The following is an 18,933-nucleotide window of genomic DNA, read 5'->3' on the forward strand; positions in this document are numbered from 1 at the left end:
CGCCGTTGGCAACGGGGGTGTCGGCGACCGCGCCGTTGGCAACGGGGGTGTCGGCGACTGCGCCGTTGGCAACGGGGGTGTCGGCGAGCGTGGGGTTGGCGCCGGGGGTGTCGGCGAGCGTGGGGTTGGCGCCGGGGGTGTCGGCAAGCGCGGGGCTGGGGCCCGGGGCGTTGGCAGGCGTGGCGTGGGCACCGGGCGTGGAAGGGATTACCAGTCGCATGCCTTTTCTCCTGGATTGCGGTGCAATCATCCTGATGTTTCCACGGCCCTCCGGGAATGCTCAGCAAAGGGAAGAATTCCGGCCATAAGGATGACGTAGCCGGTGACCACCGCCTCCGCCCGCAGCATGCGGGCCGGCCTGTCGCCGCAGCCCGCGGCCCCGGATGTGGCGTGCATGTGTGGTGTGCCAGCCCGCGTGCGAACCCGTACCGGAAATTTTTTTGATCTTGTTTCTTGAGTGACGGCCACGTTTCGCCGCGTGACGGAGACTGACCGATCGAACTATCGCGCATAGCCTGAACGGCCGAGCATTCATCACCCGAACGGGCTAGGCCGAAAACGGTCTTAAATCGGACATGTGATGGCGGCCACGTCGTATCGGCCATTTGCGGATCGATGGCTGTCATCCGGCCGCGCGAAACATCTGTTCATTCGGCTTGCGGCGGTAACGATCTGAAAACTTCCTTCACAGCCTTGACAGGAAGGGGCCCTTAGTAAGAACTTTTACCGCGACAGTAAACAGTCCTTCCTGAAAGGGTGTCCGATGGCTGAGCCGGAGATGGACGGCACCGCGTCGACCGCGGTGACCACCTCCCTGGTTCGCGACCAGGCTGCCCGTAACGGGAGCGATCAGGCCGCGATCGGGGGTGAGCGACTCGCCGACGGCGTCCTCGCTCACGTGCGGTCCCTTCTACCGGATTTCACCGGTGCGCTGCAGCGGGTGGCCGAGCAGGTGCTCGCCGACCCCGCCGCGGCCTCCCGGGCCACCATCGTCGAGCTCGCCGAGCGCAGCGGAACCTCGCCGGCGACGATCACCCGGTTCTGCCGGGCGGTCGGTTTCGACGGGTACGCGGACCTTCGCCTCGGCATCGCGGCGGAGACCGGCCGGGCCCGCTCGGCCGGCTGGACCGTGGACATCGGCCGCGAGATCCAGCCCAACGACCCGCTGGAACGGGTCCTGGGGCAGATCATGGCGGCCGACACCCGGGCCATGCACGACACCGCCACGCTGCTCGACCTGGGCGAGGTGGAGCGGGCCGCGGTGGCGATCGCCGCCGCTCCGCGCGTGAACATCTTCGGCGCCAGCGGAAGCGCGCTGGTCGGCGAGGAGATGCAGTTCAGTCTGCACCGCATCGGCATTCCGGTGTGGGCCTGGACCGACGTGCACAACGGTCTGGCCAGCGCCGCCCTGTCGAGGCCCGGCGACGTCGCGCTCAGCATCTCGCACAGCGGCGAGACCGGCGAGACGATCGAGCTGCTCGCGGAGGCGAGCAGCCGGGGCGCCACCACGATCGCGCTCACCAGCTTCCCCCGTTCCCCGCTGGCCGAGTTGGCGGACATCGTCCTGCTCACCGCAACCCAGGCGACGACCTTCCGGCCGGACGCGCTCAGCGCACGGCACCCGCAGCTGGTCGTGCTCGACCTGCTCTACGTCGCCGTCGCACAACGCACCCATGAACGTTCGCACGCCGCGTTCCAGCGCACCGCCCAGGCGGTGCACGGGCACAAGGCAGCGAAAGACAGCTGAACCCTTTCTCAAGATTTGAATCCCTCGGGAGGAACTGTGAAGCGCAAGATTGCGATCGCGGCGGCGCTCGCCGCCTCGCTCCTCGGCACCGCCGCGTGCGGTTCCAGCGGCGGCGACAGCGCCGGCACCATCTCGGCCGACGGCAAGGTCGACGGCAAGGGCAAGACCATCAAGGTCTGGCTGATGGTCGACGCCCAGAGCGGCTGGAAGAGCGTCGTGGACGACGCCAGCAAGCGGTTCACCGACGCCACCGGCGCCAACGTGACCGTCGAGTACCAGCAGTGGGCGAACGTGCTCACCAAGCTGGACGCCTCGCTCGCCGGCTCGGACGTCCCGGACGTGGTCGAGCTCGGCAACACGCAGTTCCCGAAGTACGTCGACGCCGGCGCCTTCGGCGAGGTCAAGAAGGACACCTTCGAGAACTCCGCGAGCTGGCTGCCCGGCCTCTCCGCCGCCTGCGAGATGGACGGCAAGACCTACTGCGTGCCGTACTACGCCGGCGCCCGGGTGCTGATCTACCGCACCGACCTGTTCAAGGCCGCCGGTGTCGCCGACGCCCCGAAGACCTACGAGGACTTCATCGCGGCCGCCGACAAGGTCCAGGCCGCCAACAAGGACCCGAAGTTCGGCGCCGTCTACATGCCGGGCCGCTACTGGTACGCCGCGATGTCCTGGGTCAAGGCCAACGGCGGCGACATCGCCAAGAAGGACGGCGACAAGTGGGTCGGCCAGCTCTCCCAGCCGGCCTCGCAGGACGGCCTGAACAAGTGGGTCGACCTGGTCAAGAAGTACTCGAAGGCGGACGTCACCAAGGACGAGGCCGACCAGTACCTGGTGTTCAGCCAGGCCAACGCCGGCATGTTCTACGGCAACGGCTGGGAGCAGGGCTCCGCTGAGCAGGTCCGCAAGGACCCGAACGACGCGAACTCGCCGCTGGTCGACACCAAGGTCAAGGGCAAGCTGGCCGCCGCCCCGATGCCGGGCATCCCGTCGCTGCTCGGCGGCTCGAACGTCGGTGTGCCGCTGAAGAGCCAGAACCAGGAGCTGGCCGCTCAGTGGATCAAGTACTTCACCGACAGCACCTCGATGAAGGGCCTGATCAAGGCGAACGCGCTGCCGAACGCGACGGCGATGCTCGACGTGGCCGCCTCCGAGAACCCGGCGCTCAAGGTCGGCGCCGAGGCCGCCAAGAACAGCTGGGCGGTGCCGAGCTCCGGCAAGTGGGCCGACGTGGAGAAGGCCAACGTGCTGCAGAACATGCTGTCGGACATCCTGACCGGCAAGAAGTCCGTCGCGGACGCCTCCGCCGCCGCCGACGAGCAGATCGCCAAGATTCTCAACGGCTGATCCGGGCGTCGCCCGCCCGCCTCTCACCGAGGCGGGTGGGCGGGCCTTTCGAGGAGAGGAAGTTCAGATGTACGCCGTGGAGACTCCGCCGGCTCCGGTGCAGGAGAGCCCGCGCCCGCCGGTGACCCGGAGGCGGAAGCGCGGCACCGGCAAGGCCCTGCCCTGGCTGCTGGCCGGCCCGGCGCTGGCGCTGCTGGCCGCGCTACTGGCCTACCCGATGGGCCGGATGATCGTGCTCTCCTTCCAGGACTACGGGCTCAAGCAGCTCTGGAGCGGCGCCACGGCGCCGTTCGCCGGCCTGGAGAACTACCTGGACGTGCTGACCGACTCGGCGTTCTGGGCGGTCGTGCGGCGTACGATCCTCTTCACCGCCGTGTCGGTGCTCCTGACCGTGCTGATCGGTCTGGGCGTGGCGCTGCTGATGCGCCGGGTCGGCAAGACCGTCCGGCTCATGATGATCGTCGCGATGATGTTCGTCTGGGCGCTGCCGGCGCTGGTGCAGGCGCAGGTGTTCAAGATGATGACCGACTCCGACGTCGGCGTCCTCAACTACCTGATCGACAAGCTGCCGGGCGTCGACTTCCAGAACCACTCCTGGTTCTTCACCCCCACCCAGGGCTGGATCGTGATCACCTCCTGCGTGGTCTGGGCGGGTGTCCCGTTCCTGGCGATCACCCTGAACGCCGGCCTCACCCAGGTGCCCAAGGAGCTGCTGGAGGCGGCGACCGTGGACGGCGCCAACGCCTGGCAGTCGTTCCGCGCCATCATCGTCCCGATCCTCAAGCCGCTGCTGGTGATCGTGACGACCCTGTCGGTGATCTGGAACTTCGGGCTGTTCACGCAGAACTGGGTGATGCGCGACGGTAAGCCGGAGCCGGAGTTCCAGACGCTCGCCACATACTCGTACGTCCAGGCGTTCGCGCAGAACAAGTACGGTCTCGGCTCGGCGATCTCGGTGATCACCGTGCTTCTGCTGCTGGGCGCGATGGCGATCTACATCCGCCAGATGTTCAAGATCGGAGAGGTGGACTGATGGCCGCCGACCAGGGCACTCTCACCGTCGGGCGCAGCCGGATCGGCACGTTCTTCGCCAACTTCGGTGGCGTCGTCTTCTCCATCGTGATGTTCTTCCCGGTCTACTGGGTGCTCGTCACGTCGTTCAAGCCGCAGACCGAGTGGTCCAGCTTCACCCCGACGTTCATCCCGGAAGCCCCCACCCTGGACAACTTCACGTCCGCGTTCAACGCGCCGAACTTCAAGGCGTCCCTGGTCAACGGGATCGTCGTGACCGCTGTCGCGGTGCTGTTCTCGCTGATCATCGGCTTCCTGGCGGCACTCGCGGTGGCCCGCTTCCGGTTCTACGGGCGCCGGGCGATCATCCTGGTGGTCCTCGCGGTGCAGCTGGTCCCGTTCGTCGCGCTGCTGATCCCGATCTTCCTGATGCTGCAGAGCGCGGAACTGACCGGTGACAGCATCATCGGCGTGACGCTGGTCTACGTGGTGCTGCTGCTGCCGTACACGGTGTGGACGCTGCGTGGCTTCATCGCCGGCATCCCGCGTGAGCTCGACGAGGCCGCGATGATCGACGGCTGCACCCGGGCCCAGGTGTTCTGGCGGGTCATCCTGCCGCTCACCGGGCCGGGCCTGGTCGCCACCTCGGTCTACGGTTTCATCCAGGCCTGGAACGAGTTCATCATCATCAACACGCTCAACGACCCCGAGCACCAGAACCTGATGGCCTGGCTGATGCAGAACCAGACGAGCCGGGGCACCTACTGGGGTCCGCTGATGGCGGGCGCGATCATCACCTCCATCCCCGTCGTGATCTTCTTCCTCGCCGTCCAGCGCAACATCGCCTCCGGTCTCACCGCCGGCGCGGTCAAGGGCTGACGTTTCACAACCTGAAAGGACATCGATGTCTGAGATAACGAACTCCGAGCTCGACCGCCGTACCGTGCTGCGTCGTGCTGCCGCGGTGGGCCTGGCGGCGACCCCGGCGGCCGGCCTGCTCGGCGCGTGCGTCGGTGGTGGCTCCGAGGAGCCCGCCACCCAGGCGACCGGCGCCAAGTCCGCCGACAACCCGCTCGGCATCGACCCGAAGTCGCCCGTCGAGATCGTCATCTTCGACGGTGGTCTCGGCACCAAGTACGCCACCGACGTCGACACCCCGATGTACAAGAAGAAGTGGCCGGAGTCCGAGGTCAAGTACTCGGCCACCCAGGAGATCGCGACCACGGTCCAGCCCCGGCTCAACGCCGGCGACGCCCCCGACATGATCAACAACTCGGGCGCGAAGATGATGGACTTCGGCGCGATCGTCGCGGCCGGTCAGGCGCAGGACCTCACCGACCTGTACGCCGCCCCGTCCTTCGACATCGCGGGCAAGACGGTGGCCGAGACCCTGGTCCCCGGCACCCTCGAGTGGGGCAGCTACAACGGCAAGCCGTACGCGGTGAACTACTCGTACACCGTCTTCGGCATGTGGTACAACGCCGAGCTGTTCAAGAAGAACAACTGGACGCTGCCGGCCACCTGGTCCGACTTCACCGCCCTGTGCGACAAGATCAAGGCGGCGGGCATCGTCCCGTTCGGCTACGCCGGCGCGAACGCCGCGTACTACATGGTCCGTGCCCTGCTCACCAGCGCCGGGAAGATCGGCACCGAGCAGGTCCTCAAGGACATCGACAACCTGAAGGCGGGCGCCTGGACCGCCCCGGCCGTCCTCGAGGCCGCGAAGGCCTGGGGCGAGATCGGCAACAAGTACCTGGACAAGTCGTTCCTCGGCCTCAAGCACACCGAGGTCCAGCTGCGCCAGAACCAGGACAAGGTCGCCTTCTACCCGTGCGGCTCCTGGCTGGAGAACGAGCAGGCCAAGGACACCCCGCCGACCTTCAAGTACGCGGTGGCGCCGTACCCGAGCGTCACCTCCGCGGACAAGCTCCCGGCGGCCGCCCTGAACGCCGCGGCCGGCGAGATCTACTTCGCCTCCTCGAAGGGCAAGAACCCGCGCGGCGGCATGGAGTACCTGCGGGTCATGCTGTCCAAGGCGGCGGCGACCGAGTTCACCAAGCTCACCAAGAGCCTGACCGTGGTGACCGGCGCCGCCGACGGCGTCGAGCTGTCGCCCGGCCTGACCAGTGCCAACGAGGCGCTCGGCAAGGCCGGCAAGGACGTCTTCATGGGCTACCTGTTCGACACCTGGTACAAGAAGCTGAACGACGAGTCGCTCAGCGCCGTCAACGACCTGATGTTCAAGGGCGGCGACGCGCAGAAGTTCTGCGACCGGATGGAGGCGGCCTCCCAGGCGGTGGCCAAGGACTCCTCGGTCCAGAAGCAGACCCGTAGCTAGTAGAGGACGAAGGTAGAGCGCCATGCGGCACGGTAAGTATCCCTTCATCATCGGCTTCCTCGCCGTGCCCGTGGCGCTCTACGCCATCTTCGTGGTGGCGGCGTACATCCAGACCTTCCAGCTGGCGTTCACCAGCTGGTCCGGCTTCGGCCCGATCACGTACGTCGGCTTCGACAACTTCGTGAAGCTCGCCGACGACCCGCTCTTCAAGAAGTCCCTGCTGCACAACGGTTACCTGCTGATCCTGCTGCCGATCGTGACGATCGCGCTGGCCCTGGTCTTCGCGTTCCTGCTGAACGTCGGCGGCGGCTCCAAGGGCGGGATGACCCGGGGCGTGTGGGGCTCCAAGTTCTACCGGGTGATCTTCTTCTTCCCGCAGCTGATGGCCCTCGCCATCGTCGCGGTGATCTTCGGCCGGGTGTTCGCCTCGGACAAGAGCGGCATGCTCAACGGCCTCTTCCCGGACTCGTGGGCGCCGTGGCTGTTCCTGGCCGACGAGCGCTGGGCGCTGACCTGCATCCTGGCCGTCCTGGTCTGGCAGGCGGTCGGCTTCTACGTGGTGCTGTTCTCCGCCGGGATGGGCTCGATCGAGCACGAGGTCTACGAGGCCGCCGCGCTGGACGGCGCCACCCGCGTCACGCTCTTCTTCCGGATCACCGTGCCGCTGCTCTGGAACACCATCCAGACCGGCTGGATCTACCTGGGCATCGCCGCGTTCGACGCGTTCGCACTGGTCAACATCATGACCGTGGACCGTGGTGGCCCGGACGGCGCGACCTCGGTGCTGGCCATGATGATCTACCGCAACACCTTCGAGTACTCCCAGGTCGGCTATGCCTCCGCCCTCGGCGTGGTGCTGTTCTTCCTGACCCTGACCTTCGCCGCGCTGACCCTGCGGGTCACGCGCCGGGAAGCCGTCTGAGAGGCGACGCCATGAGTAACGTCACCACCGTGGCCGCCCCCGTGAGAGCCGTCCGGCAGAGCGAGAAGACCCACCGCGAGGTACGGGCCTTCAACGGCCTCGCGCACATCGCCCTGGTCTTCTGGGCCCTGGTCACCGCCGGGCCGCTGATCTGGGTGGTCCTGGCCTCGTTCAAGACCAACACCGAGATCTTCCTCGGCGAGCCGTTCGCGCTGCCGGCCACGTTCTCGCTGGAGACCTACTTCTCCGCGTGGGACCAGGCGCACATCGGCCGGTACTTCCTCAACAGCGTCGTCGTGGTGCTCGTGGCCACCGCCGGGACCATGCTGTTCGGGGCGATGGCCGCGTACGTGCTGGCCCGCTACACGTTCTTCGGCAACCGGGTCATCTACTACCTGTTCGTGTCCGGGCTGGCGTTCCCGACGTTCATGGCCCTCGCGCCGCTGTTCCACATCCTCAAGAACATGGGGCTGCTGAACTCGTACGTCGGCCTGATCCTGGTGTACATCGCCTACTCGCTGCCGTTCACGGTGTTCTTCCTGGCCGCCTTCTTCAAGACGCTGCCGCACGAGATCGACGAGGCCGCGACCATGGACGGCGCCTCACACACCCGCAAGTTCTTCCAGATCATGATGCCGATGGCGAAGTCCGGCCTGGTCAGCATCACGATCTTCAACATCGTCGGGCAGTGGAACCAGTACCTGCTGCCGCTGGTGATCATGCAGGGGCAGGGCGCCGAGGAGAAGTGGGTGCTCACCCAGGGCATCGCCAACATCTCGACGCAGGCCGGTTACCACGCCGAATGGTCGACGCTGTTCGCCGCGCTCACCATGAGCATCATCCCGATGATCATCGTCTACGCCATCTTCCAGCGGCAGATCCAGGCCGGCCTCACCGCCGGCGCGGTCAAGTAGCGACCCGCGGTCACAGGGCAAGCGGGTCGACATTGCAGTCGGCCCGCCGACCCGCGCTCCTCGGCGCGCGCCGGTCCAGCGCCCGCAGATCAAAGGCGAGATTCCCCGCGACAGCGAGCGCTACCCGGGAGCCGGAGGCTGACGCCGCGACCGTGCGCCATCCGGTGAGTGTGCGGGACGCCGGGGCCGGGAACTGCCAGGTGGCTGATTGCGCTACGGCAGGAGCCGTCCGGACAGCTTCGCTAGGCGGGTCCACCCGGGAGGATCCGGGCGAGCCAGCCGGCCAGTTCGGCGGGCTCCGCCGCGCCCGCCAGCTCGCGGTGCAGCGCCGACACCAGATCGGGGTGCTGGAGAAGGACGGTGCCGGCCGCCGTGTCACCGGAGCGCCGCAGTGCCAGGCCGAGGCCGGTCCAGGCGTCCGCCGACTCCGGGTCCGCGGCCAGGTCGGCGGTGAAGAGCCGGACGGCCGAGGTGGCGTCACCGGCGAACAGCCGCAGGTCCGCCGTGCTGAGCCGAGCTCCCCAGCCGGTTCGGTGGGCCTCGGCGTACTGGTCCGGGGCCACCAGGCGGCATCGGGCCAGTCCCAGCCGGGCACCGGACCATCGCCGCATCGCCGGGTCGGGCCGGACGTCGGCGCCGGGAGCGCCGGGCCCGGGTTCGGTGCCCTCGCGCCACGCTTCCGCCAGGGCGGCCACCCGATCGGGGTGTGGGTGCCGGTGCCGGATCAGCCAGCCCGCCCGGTGGCTGTCGGTGACCAGGGCGGCGAGTTCCGCGGCCTCGGGATCCAGGTCGTCGTCCGACCAGTCGTCCATCGAGGCGGCCAGCCGTTCGACGAATCGGCGGCCCCAAGGGGTGAGGACGCCGTCGGCCAGGACGATCCTGATCGCGTGCCGGGTCTGGGCGCGGCTGTAGGCGTACTCGAAGTCGGGGAGGCTCGGGCGGGGGTGGCCCGGGACACGCCGCTGGGATCGCCAGAATCCGGCGATGCCGTGGAACGCGTAGATGCCCTGCAGCAGGCCGCCGGCCGGGCGGGGATCGTCGCGCCACGGTGCGTAGAGGCAGGGGATGCCCGCGCCTTCGCTCAGTTCGACCAGGTGCATCAGGCCGTCCAGTTTGATGTGCCGGAACTCGTGTGCCAGTGCGACCGCGAGGGTGACCGCGTCCGGGGGCAGTGAGCACAGGATGGTGCCGAAGGCCTCGCCGCTCGACGCGCTGCGGGTGTCCCCGTCGTGTTCGGCGGGAAGGGGAACCAGTGAGGTGAATCCGGCGGCGAGACCCTCGGCCGCCGGGCGGTGATGCGTCACCAGAAGCGTCCACGCCTCCTGGAGCAACCGTTCCCAGGTGGCGAACTCCGCCGGGCTGAGCCGGACCGGATCGATCGGGTCGGCGACATCCCGCCACGGGTCCAGGTCGTCGACGAAGACCGTGAGAGTGAGGCCGTCCGCGGTGGCGGTGACGGAGCGGAGTCCAGCCCACCCGGGTGTGTCGGTCGTTCCGGAGGCCTCGACGGTGACCGCGCCGTGGCGCAGGTGGATGACGCCGCCGGTGGTCCAGGCGTCGGCGAGGTCCCAGGGTGGGCAGTCGGCGAACTCCGCCATGCCGAATCGGGGGATCGAGACGCGCCCGGCCCGTAGCGGTACCCGCGTCCGGTGCGGGAGACCCGCGATGGCCGAGGCCGCGAGGGCGAGGGTGTTCAGCTGGCCGAAGTCGATGTGGGCGGGTGTACGGCCGCCGGTGCCGCCGTGGTGCCGGCGCATGAGGTGGGCCAGCCAGCGGCCGACCGGGGGATGGAGGAGCACCGCTGCCACCGCGTCCGGGGCCTGCGCCTGGATCTCTTCCAGGCTGTCCCAGGTCCGCTCAGCCGACGGCAGCGGACCGGCCGAGAAGGGGTTCTCGGCCGCCGCCTTCAGCGTCGCCAGGAGCAGGGCCAGGCGCCGGCTGTGCTCGATGGCGATCAGCTGCCGGATCACCCCCGGCCCGGTGTCGCCGGCCGCCAGCCGGTCGAAGTCCTCGGCGCTGAGCTGGATCGGTACCGGGTCCGTGCTGCTGGTGATGGTCATCGGCCGTCCTGCTCTGCGTCGGGGGTTCGCGGGCCTGTGCCGGGGCGTCGATCAGTCGCTGTGCCCGGGCGGGCCGGATCCGCCCAGGTTCGCGCTCGGGTGTTCGACCTGACGCAGCACGATCCGCACCGTCTCGGTGAGTGCCGGGCTGTTGTGGAAGCGGAGTTCTCGCAGGGTGTACTCGGTCAGCGAGGCCATCTGGGTCTCGACGACGGGAGCGGGCGGCGAAATCAGCATCAGCGATTTCCTCCATCTAAAGAGGTAAAATGCCGTGATGCGGAGAAGGGGAAGATTGCCCCGCTCCTGCACCGGCTGGTGAAGAAACATAGCCGATGCCGGTTCCGTCCGCGGGGTAATCCGCAAAGCCGTACTCGCCACGTCAGGTGGACGTCTTTCGTCCGGCCGGAAGTGTCATACCCCCGGGTGAGAATGACGGCATGTTGGTGGCGGTGATCCCCGAACCCGGCGGCCCGGGAGGCAGCCTGGTCGATCTCGCCGACGGTGCCCCGCCGGCACGCGTCGATGATCTGGCCGCCGCGATCGCCGGGCGGGAGGCCACCCACCGCCCCCGCTGGATCTGGACCAGCACCGCCGACGTCTACCCCGCGCTGCTGCGGGCCGGGGTCCGGGTCGCCCGCTGTCACGACCTGGAGCTCACCGAGGCCCTGCTGCTGGGGCACGCCGGCCGCTGGGGCGCGCCGCGCGGGCTCGCCGCCGCGCTGGCCCGGCTGCACGGGCTTCCGGTTCCACCGGACCGGCTCCGGCCCGAGGCCGAGCCGCCGGGCTTCGCGCAGGGTGCGCTCTTCGACACGGTCCCGGCCGGGCAGGTGGAGATCAAGGACCTGCTGACGGTGTACGAGGACCAGGCCCGCCGCATCCAGGAGACCGGCCATCCCGCCCGTTTCCGGATGCTCGTCGCCGCCGAGTCGGCCGGCGCCCTGATCGCCGCCGAGATGGGCCACACCGGTCTGCCGTGGCGCGCCGACATCCACGACGAGCTGCTGCGCGAGTTGCTCGGCCCGCCGCAGCCGGTCGGCCCGCCGCGCCGCCTCGCCGAGCTGACCGCCGGGATCAACGCCGCGTTCGGCACCCGGGATCTGCACCCCGACTCGCCCGCCGAGGTGGTCCGCGCCTTCCACCGGGCGGGCGTCGACGTGCCGAACACCCGCCGCTGGGTGCTGCGCCAGGTCGATCATCCGGCGGTCGCCCCGCTGCTGGAGTTCAAGGAGCTCTACCGGATCTGGACGGCGCACGGCTGGTCCTGGTGCGACGCGTGGGTGCGTGACGGCCGGTTCCGCCCGGAGTACGTGCCCGGCGGTGTCGTCTCGGGCCGCTGGGCCACCCGCGGCGGCGGTGCCTTGCAGGTTCCCAAGGTGGTCCGCCGCGCCGTGGTCGCCGACCCGGGCTGGCGTTTCGTGGTCGCCGACGCCAGCCAGCTGGAGCCGCGGGTGCTGGCCGCGGTCTCCGGCGACGACCGGCTGGCCCGGGCCGCCGCCGAGGGCGACCTCTATGCCGCGCTGGCCGCCGACGCGTTCGGCGGTGACCGGGCCAAGGCCAAGGTGGCCCTGCTCGGCGCGATGTACGGGCAGACCGGCGGCGACGCCGTCCCGGCCCTGGCGGTGCTGCGCCGGCACTATCCGACCGCTTTCGAGTACGTGGAGGCGGCCGCCCGGACCGGCGAGGCCGGTGGCCTGGTCCGTTCCTGGCTGGGCCGCACCTGCCCACCGGCATCGGGCGCCGGGCGGGACGCCGGTCTGGAGCCGCCGGAGGAGGTGGCGCCGCCACCCGGCCGGGCCCGGGGGCGGTTCACCCGCAACTTCGTCATTCAGGCGACCGCCGCCGAGTGGGCGCTGGTGCTGCTCGCCACCCTGCGGACCGCGCTGCGCGGCACCGCGGCCGAGCTGGTCCTGTTCGTGCACGACGAGGTGGTCGTGCACTGCCCCGCCGATCAGGCCGACAGTGTGGTCGCGGCGGTCCGGGAGAGCGGCCTGGCGGCGGGCCGGCTGCTGTTCGGCGCGACCCGGGTCCGTTTCCCGCTGGACGTCTCAGTGGTTGGTGCCTACGCCGACGCGAAGTAGAAGAGTCGGTATCGTGGGTTCTCCGGCCGAGAGGCGCTGCAGCGGGCCCACCCGTCACGCTCGACCGGTGAATCACCCGAAACAAGGGCGCCTCCGACTCATCTCGGAGGTGTTGCGTTGACTGGAACGGTCTCTGAACTGCGCGAACTGCTCGCCGAGCGCATCCTGGTGCTCGACGGGGCCTGGGGCACGATGCTGCAGGGCGCGAAACTCGCGCCGGAGGACTACCGCAGCGACCTGATCCCCGCCGACCATCCGAAGGACGTCACCGGCGACCCGGACCTGCTGATCCTCACCCGGCCCGACGTGATCCTCGACGTCCACCGGCAGTATCTGGCGGCCGGCGCGGACATCACCACCACCAACACGTTCACCGCGACCAGCATCGCCCAGGCCGACTACGGCCTGGAGCACCTGGTGCGGGAGATGAACGTGCAGGGCGCCCGGCTGGCCCGGCAGGCGGCCGACGAAGCGCGGGAACGCGACGGGCGGCGCCGGTTCGTGGCCGGTTCGGTCGGCCCGCTCAACGTGACCCTGTCGCTGTCGCCGAAAGTCGAGGACCCGGCGTACCGCGCGGTCACCTTCGACCAGGTCAAGACGACGTACGCGGAGCAGATGGCGGCGCTGGCCGAAGGCGGCGTCGACCTGTTCCTGATCGAGACGATCTTCGACACGCTGAACGCGAAGGCGGCCGTCGCGGCGGCCCGTGAGGTCGCCCCGGAGATCCCGCTGTGGATCTCGGTGACCATCGTGGACCTGTCCGGGCGGACCCTCTCCGGGCAGACCGTCGAGGCGTTCTGGCGGTCCATCGAGCACGCCGACCCGCTGATCGTGGGGGTTAACTGCGCGCTCGGCGCGACCGAGGCCCGCCCGCATGTCACCGACCTGGCCCGCCTGTCGAACGTGTACGTCGCCGCCCACCCGAACGCGGGCCTGCCGAACGCGTTCGGCGGCTACGACGAGACACCCGAGGTCACCGGCGGGCTCCTTCAGGGTTTCGCCGCCGACGGCCTGGTCAACATCGTCGGCGGCTGCTGCGGCACCACCCCGGCGCACATCGCGGCGGTCGCCTCCGCGGTGGCCGGCGCGGCTCCGCGCGTCATCGACCCGCCCGCGCCGACCACCCGGTTCAGCGGCCTGGAGCCGTTCGCGATCGGCCCGGACACCGGCTTCGTGATGATCGGTGAGCGGACCAACGTCACCGGCTCGGCCAAGTTCCGCCGGCTCATCGAGGCCGACGACTACCAGGCCGCCGTCGACGTGGCCCTGGAGCAGGTGCGCGGCGGCGCGAACCTGCTCGACGTCAACATGGACGCCGACCTGCTCGACAGCGAGCGGGCCATGGTCACCTTCCTGAACCTGATCGCGACCGAGCCCGAGGTGGCCCGGATCCCGATCATGATCGACAGCTCGAAGTTCTCGGTGCTCGAAGCCGGCCTCAAGTGCGTGCAGGGCAAGGGCGTCGTCAACTCGATCAGCCTGAAGGAGGGCGAGGAGCAGTTCCTCGCCCAGGCGCGGCGGATCCGGGACTTCGGCGCCGGTGTCGTCGTGATGGCCTTCGACGAGCAGGGCCAGGCCGACACCGCCGAGCGCAAGGTCTCCATCTGTGCCCGGGCCTACGACCTGCTGGTGGCCGACGGGTTCGACCCGACCGACATCATCTTCGACCCGAACGTGCTCGCGGTCGCCACCGGCATCGCCGAGCACAACCCGTACGCGAAGAACTTCATCGAGGCGCTCCCGCTCATCAAGCAGCGGTGCCCCGGAGCCCGTACCTCCGGAGGCATCTCGAACCTGTCCTTCGCCTTCCGCGGCAACGACATCGTGCGCGAGGCGATGCACTCGGCGTTCCTGTTCCACGCCGTCAAGGCGGGCCTGGACATGGGCATCGTCAACGCCGGTCAGCTCGCCGTCTACCAGGACATCCCCGCCGACCTCCTCGAGCTCGTCGAGGACGTGATCTTCGACCGCCGCCCGGACGCCACCGACCGGCTCGTCACCTTCGCCTCCACGGTCACCGGCTCCGGGGCCAAACGCGAGGTCGACCTGTCCTGGCGTGAGGCGCCTGTCGAGGAGCGGCTCAGCCACGCCCTCGTGCACGGCATCGTCGACTTCATCGAGGCCGACACCGAGGAGGCGCGGCTCAAACTGCCGCGGCCGCTCGACGTCATCGAGGGCCCGCTGATGGACGGCATGAGCATCGTCGGCGACCTGTTCGGGTCCGGCAAGATGTTCCTGCCGCAGGTGGTCAAGAGCGCCCGCGTGATGAAACGGTCGGTGGCGTACCTGCTGCCCTACATGGAGAAGGAGAAAGCCGAGAGCGGCAATCACCGCGGCCAGGGCAAGGTGGTGCTCGCCACGGTCAAGGGCGACGTCCACGACATCGGCAAGAACATCGTCGGCGTGGTCCTGGGCTGCAACAACTACGAGGTGATCGACCTCGGCGTGATGGTCCCCGCCGCCAAGATCCTGGACACCGCGGTGGCCGAGGGCGCCGACGTGATCGGACTGTCCGGCCTGATCACACCGTCGCTGGACGAGATGGTCGCGGTCGGCGCCGAGATGCAGCGGCGCGGCCTCAAGATCCCGCTGCTGATCGGCGGGGCGACCACCTCCAAGCAGCACACCGCGGTGCGGATCGCGCCGGCGTACGAGTCGCCGACCGTGCACGTGCTGGACGCCTCCCGGGTCGTCGGCGTCGTCGCCGACCTGCTCGACCCGGCGCGCGCCCAGAGACTCGACGAGGCCAACCGGATCGAGCAGGAGCGCCTGCGCGTGCAGCACGAGCAGCGTCACTCCCAGCCGCTGCTCACCCTCGCCCAGGCTCGCGCCAACCGCGAGAAGGTCGACTTCGAGGACCTTCCCACCCCCGCGTTCACCGGGGTCCGCGAGGTCGCGCCCACCATCGCCGAACTGCGCACGCTGATCGACTGGCAGTTCCTGTTCCTGGCCTGGGAACTGAAGGGCAAGTACCCGGCGATCCTGCAGCAGCCGGTCGCCAAGGAGCTGTTCGACGACGCCAACACGCTGCTCGACCAGATCATCGCCGAGGGCTCGTTCCAGGCCCGCGGCCTCTACGGCTTCTGGCCCGCGCACGCCGACGGCGACGACATCCTGCTGGCGAACGGGGCGTCCTTCCCGATGCTGCGCCAGCAGACCGAGAAACCGGCCGGCCGCGCCAACCGCTGCCTCGCCGACTACATCGGACCGGCCGGCTCCGGCGACCACCTGGGCGGGTTCGCGGTCGCCATCCACGGCGCCGACAAACTCGCCGCGAAGTACGAGGCCGAGCACGACGACTACCGGGCCATCATGGTCAAGGCCCTCGCCGACCGGCTGGCCGAGGCGTTCGCCGAATACCTGCACCTCAAGGCCCGGCGCGACTGGTTCGAGCCGGACGCCCAGCCGGCCATCGAGGACCTGCACGCCGAACGGTTCCGCGGCATCCGGCCGGCCCTCGGCTACCCCGCCTGCCCCGACCACAGCGAGAAGAAGGACCTCTTCGAGCTGCTCGGCACCGCCGCGATCGGGGTGGGCCTGACCGAGTCGTACGCGATGATGCCGGCCGCCGCGGTCAGCGGCCTGATCTTCGCCAACCCCGGTGCGAAGTACTTCACCGTCGGCCGTCTCGCCAAGGACCAGATCGAGGACTACGCCGCCCGCCGCGGGGTCCCGGTCGCCGAGGTCGAGCGCTGGCTGCGCCCCAACCTCGCCTACTCCATCGACTGACCCTTCCCCGCACGTCGAGGGGGGGCGCCGACCGTCCGTTGACAGGTGGACCGGTCGGCGCCCGTTCCTTCCGGCCGGCTCTCCGTGCTGTCTCACCGCCGCCGAGACAGCACTGGTGATCGGCTGGAAGACCTCGGCTGGCGCTGACTGCTGTCTCGCCGCCGCCGAGACGGCAGTGGTGACCCAGCCGGAGGACCGCGGCCGGCTGTCGCTGTTGTCGCAGCGCGCGGGAGACAGCGGTGAGAGCCGGCCGGGCAAGATCTGTTGTTGCGCGGACAGCCCCTCGGCGTATGACGACCGCTGGGGTGCCGGTGCGGGTAGGGATGCCGGTGGGGTGGCGGTGGTGTGTGAGAGTGGGCCGGTGATGGAGCCGAGCGAGGCGTTGCGGCGTCTGCACGAGCACGCCGAACACCTCGACGTCGACCGGGACACCGTCGAGTTCGTCGCCGGCACGGTGGCCGCGGCCGCCGCCGGGACCCTGCCGGACGCGCTGCGGCAACAACTCGCCCACTTCCTCCGCCGGGCCGACGCCGACGGCCGTGACCTGACCGCCCTGCTGCTCGCCGACGTCGCGGGCGTGACCGCCCTCCCCGACCTGGTGGCCGCGGCCGAGGTCGACATGGGCGACCAGTACCTGCTGCACGAGACGATCGACGGCCTGATCCGGTCCGGCGGCGCCATGGCCCGGTGGCTGCTCACCGACATGATCGGCAACGGATCGTCCGGGCAGCGCGCCGCCGCGCTGCGGCTGCTGGAGCCGATCGTCGAGCCGGCGGACGTCACCCTGCTCGGCGGGGCCGCCTCCGATCCGGATCCGAAGATCCGGGTGCCGGCGCTGGAGGCCCTCGCCGGCCTTCCCGGCGACGCGGCGGCGGTCACCCTGCTGGTCGGCGGTCTGCAGGATCAGGATCCCGGGGTACGGGCGGCCGCGATCGACCTCCTCGCCGGTCAGGGTGACCCGGCGGCCGTGGCGCCGCTCAGCCCGCTGACCACCGATCCGGAGCCGCGGGTCCGGCGGCGGCTGGCGTACGCGCTGGGCCGGCTCGGCCGGGACGAGGGCGACGGCGGCCCGGCACAGGCGACGCTACAGATCATGCTCCGCGACGACGACCCGGCGGTCCGGGACCGGGCACAGGCGGCGCTCGGCGAGATCGGTGGCGCGCAGGCGGCCGGCATGCTGCTCGCCGGGGCATCCTCCGCCGACCCGCGGCAGCGCGCCCACGCCGCGAAGGCCCTGGCCCGGCTGGTCGACGAGGATCCGCGGGCCGAGGAGCGGATCCGGTCGCTGGCACGGGATCCGGATGCGGGGGTGCGGGCCGCCGTTCTCAGCGGGCTCGCCACCGTCGGTGACATCACCGGGCGGTGGGAGTCGCTGGTCAATGCTCTGGCCGGCGACAGCGATGTGACGGTCCGTCATCGGGTGGTGGGGACGGCGGTGCATCTGCTCCCGTACCCCGATGAGATCTTGATCCTGCTCTCGACCGATCCGAGTGGTTTTGTCCGGGAGGCCGCGGCCCTCGCGCTGAGCCGCCGACGCCGCTAGGCTCTCCGGCCCGCCGTCGGTGTCCGGTGCCCGCGGGTTCGTCGCACGGCTCGCGCCGGCGGGTCCGTCGCATGTCTCCTGCCGGCGGGTCCATGGTTCCGGGGCTAAACCTGCTTTCGCGGATGTGGCTGTTCGTACCGGGAAAATGAGAGGAAAAGCCGATTCGTGGGGAATCGGCGGTGTGCTCGAAGGCTCCCGTGGTCGGCTAGCGCTTGTCCAGCCATCTTTCGGAGGGAGCGATATGAACAGGCTGACGCGAATGCTGATGCTGGGGATCGGACTGGTCACCGGCGCGACGATCGGCATGGGACCCGCCGCGGCCACGCCCATGATCCAGCAGGTGGGTTCGGCCGCCGAGAGCGCCGACGCGCATCGGATGCCGCCGCCGGGACCGCAGTCGATCGAACAGGGCATGCAGATGGCCGTCCGGCAGGCCGTCAACCAGGTGCTCCGGCAGTCCGGCTACCAGGCGCCGCCGCGCGTCGTCGACCGGGCGGTCCGGCAGTCGGTCCGGGAAGCGGCCCGATCCGTCCGCGAGAACGTCAGCCCGATGTCCGGCCACCGGGCCGTCGAGCGGGTCGTCGAACGGGCCGTGCACCACGCCGTACAGCGGGCCCTCCAGCACATCGAACGGGCGGCCCAGCGCCCCTACCGCCAGCCCGGCGAGCGTGCCGTCGCCCAGGCGGTCGACCGGGTCATCGACCGGATCCTCCAGCAGATGATCCCGCAGCCGCCGGGCCGTCCGGTCATCCAGCCCGGCCCGCGCCCGGCCGCCCAGCCCGGCCCGCGCCCGGCCGCCCAGCCGCCCGCAGCCCAGCAACCTCGGCCGCAGCGCCCTGCCGGTCAGCAACCGGCTGGTCAGCCTTCGGCGCCGCAGCAGCCGGCAGCTCAGCAGCCCGCAGCCCAGCCACCCCGGCCGCAGCGCCCTGCCGGTCAGCAACCGGCTGGTCAGCCTTCGGCGCCGCAGCAGCCCGCAGCCCAGCAGCCCACGCCGCAGCGGCCTCCGGCTCCGCAGCGGCCAGCCGGACAGGCGCCCGCTCAACCGGCCGCGCCCGGGCAGCAGTCTCCGGGTGTACCGGCGGCTGCTCAGCAACCCGCGGCCGCGCCGCCGACCGCGCCCGGGCAGCCTCCGGCCGTACAACCGCCTGCGCAGCCTGCTCCGCAGCAACCCGCGGCCGTGCCGCCTGCCGCAACCGGGCAGCAGTCTCCGGCGGTACCGGCGGCTGCTCAGCAACCCGCGGCCG

The 18,933-nt window shown here is 70.1% G+C and carries 13 protein-coding genes and 1 pseudogene; 10 read left to right on the forward strand and 4 right to left on the reverse strand.

Annotation, left to right across the window (positions count from 1 at the left end; genetic code table 11):
* Positions 1–220 (reverse strand): annotated as a pseudogene (locus Aut01nite_RS35710) (hypothetical protein); the annotation flags it as partial.
* Positions 221–763: 543 nt separating this feature from the next.
* Here Aut01nite_RS35710 and Aut01nite_RS35715 point away from each other — a divergent pair.
* From Aut01nite_RS35715 to Aut01nite_RS35745, 7 genes are all read left to right on the forward strand, one after another.
* Positions 764–1,747, forward strand: coding sequence for a MurR/RpiR family transcriptional regulator (locus Aut01nite_RS35715; protein WP_043521586.1), 984 nt, complete (start codon positions 764–766; stop codon positions 1,745–1,747).
* Positions 1,748–1,783: 36 nt separating this feature from the next.
* Positions 1,784–3,094: an extracellular solute-binding protein gene (locus Aut01nite_RS35720; protein ID WP_043521588.1), complete on the forward strand. Its 1,311-nt coding sequence runs from the start codon at positions 1,784–1,786 to the stop codon at positions 3,092–3,094.
* Positions 3,095–3,161: 67 nt separating this feature from the next.
* Positions 3,162–4,127: a carbohydrate ABC transporter permease gene (locus tag Aut01nite_RS35725; RefSeq protein WP_043521589.1), complete on the forward strand. Its 966-nt coding sequence runs from the start codon at positions 3,162–3,164 to the stop codon at positions 4,125–4,127.
* Positions 4,127–4,984 (forward strand): carbohydrate ABC transporter permease, encoded by an 858-nt coding sequence (locus tag Aut01nite_RS35730; protein WP_043521590.1) that lies wholly within the window; start codon positions 4,127–4,129, stop codon positions 4,982–4,984. The genes Aut01nite_RS35725 and Aut01nite_RS35730 overlap by 1 nt, the downstream gene beginning before the upstream one ends.
* A 25-nt stretch (positions 4,985–5,009) precedes the next feature.
* Entirely contained in the window at positions 5,010–6,443 is a 1,434-nt protein-coding gene (gene ngcE / locus Aut01nite_RS35735; protein ID WP_043521592.1) for an N-acetylglucosamine/diacetylchitobiose ABC transporter substrate-binding protein, read from the forward strand.
* 22 nt (positions 6,444–6,465) lie between these two features.
* Entirely contained in the window at positions 6,466–7,365 is a 900-nt protein-coding gene (locus tag Aut01nite_RS35740; protein ID WP_043521594.1) for a carbohydrate ABC transporter permease, read from the forward strand.
* 11 nt (positions 7,366–7,376) lie between these two features.
* The gene (locus Aut01nite_RS35745; RefSeq protein ID WP_043521595.1) at positions 7,377–8,279 is read left to right on the forward strand and encodes a carbohydrate ABC transporter permease; all 903 of its coding nucleotides are present in this window, start codon (positions 7,377–7,379) and stop codon (positions 8,277–8,279) included.
* A 242-nt stretch (positions 8,280–8,521) separates the two neighbouring features.
* On the opposite strand, the gene Aut01nite_RS35750 is transcribed toward Aut01nite_RS35745, so the two are convergent.
* Positions 8,522–10,339, reverse strand: coding sequence for an HEXXH motif domain-containing protein (locus Aut01nite_RS35750; protein WP_043521598.1), 1,818 nt, complete (start codon positions 10,337–10,339; stop codon positions 8,522–8,524).
* 51 nt (positions 10,340–10,390) lie between these two features.
* Complete coding sequence (locus Aut01nite_RS35755; RefSeq protein WP_043521599.1) at positions 10,391–10,576, reverse strand: hypothetical protein; 186 nt, start codon at positions 10,574–10,576, stop codon at positions 10,391–10,393.
* Positions 10,577–10,776: 200 nt separating this feature from the next.
* On the opposite strand from Aut01nite_RS35755, the gene Aut01nite_RS35760 reads away from it, so the two are divergent.
* The 3 genes from Aut01nite_RS35760 to Aut01nite_RS35770 all read left to right on the forward strand — a co-directional run bounded on the left by Aut01nite_RS35760 (position 10,777) and on the right by Aut01nite_RS35770 (position 17,689).
* Complete coding sequence (locus tag Aut01nite_RS35760; protein ID WP_043521600.1) at positions 10,777–12,417, forward strand: bifunctional 3'-5' exonuclease/DNA polymerase; 1,641 nt, start codon at positions 10,777–10,779, stop codon at positions 12,415–12,417.
* 117 nt (positions 12,418–12,534) lie between these two features.
* Complete coding sequence (metH, locus tag Aut01nite_RS35765) at positions 12,535–16,146, forward strand: methionine synthase (RefSeq protein ID WP_083998430.1); 3,612 nt, start codon at positions 12,535–12,537, stop codon at positions 16,144–16,146.
* 115 nt (positions 16,147–16,261) lie between these two features.
* Positions 16,262–17,689 carry a HEAT repeat domain-containing protein gene (locus Aut01nite_RS35770; protein WP_152628437.1) on the forward strand — a complete coding sequence of 476 codons (1,428 nt, stop codon included), beginning with the start codon at positions 16,262–16,264 and terminating at the stop codon, positions 17,687–17,689.
* Positions 17,690–17,894: 205 nt separating this feature from the next.
* Here the strand turns inward: Aut01nite_RS35770 and Aut01nite_RS35775 are convergent.
* A partial coding sequence (locus Aut01nite_RS35775) for a hypothetical protein (protein WP_204037869.1) occupies positions 17,895–18,933 on the reverse strand: 1,039 nt, incomplete at its 5' end.

This window comes from Actinoplanes utahensis (genome assembly GCF_016862455.1).
Lineage (GTDB): Bacteria > Actinomycetota > Actinomycetes > Mycobacteriales > Micromonosporaceae > Actinoplanes > Actinoplanes utahensis.

Coding starts and splice junctions, on each gene's coding strand:
- Aut01nite_RS35715 (WP_043521586.1), top strand. CDS start 764: ATGGCTGAGCCGGAGATGGACGGCACCGCGTCGACCGCGGTGACCACC.
- Aut01nite_RS35725 (WP_043521589.1), top strand. CDS start 3,162: ATGTACGCCGTGGAGACTCCGCCGGCTCCGGTGCAGGAGAGCCCGCGC.
- Aut01nite_RS35730 (WP_043521590.1), top strand. CDS start 4,127: ATGGCCGCCGACCAGGGCACTCTCACCGTCGGGCGCAGCCGGATCGGC.
- ngcE (WP_043521592.1), top strand. CDS start 5,010: ATGTCTGAGATAACGAACTCCGAGCTCGACCGCCGTACCGTGCTGCGT.
- Aut01nite_RS35740 (WP_043521594.1), top strand. CDS start 6,466: ATGCGGCACGGTAAGTATCCCTTCATCATCGGCTTCCTCGCCGTGCCC.
- Aut01nite_RS35745 (WP_043521595.1), top strand. CDS start 7,377: ATGAGTAACGTCACCACCGTGGCCGCCCCCGTGAGAGCCGTCCGGCAG.
- Aut01nite_RS35750 (WP_043521598.1), bottom strand. CDS start 10,339: ATGACCATCACCAGCAGCACGGACCCGGTACCGATCCAGCTCAGCGCC.
- Aut01nite_RS35755 (WP_043521599.1), bottom strand. CDS start 10,576: ATGCTGATTTCGCCGCCCGCTCCCGTCGTCGAGACCCAGATGGCCTCG.
- Aut01nite_RS35760 (WP_043521600.1), top strand. CDS start 10,777: ATGTTGGTGGCGGTGATCCCCGAACCCGGCGGCCCGGGAGGCAGCCTG.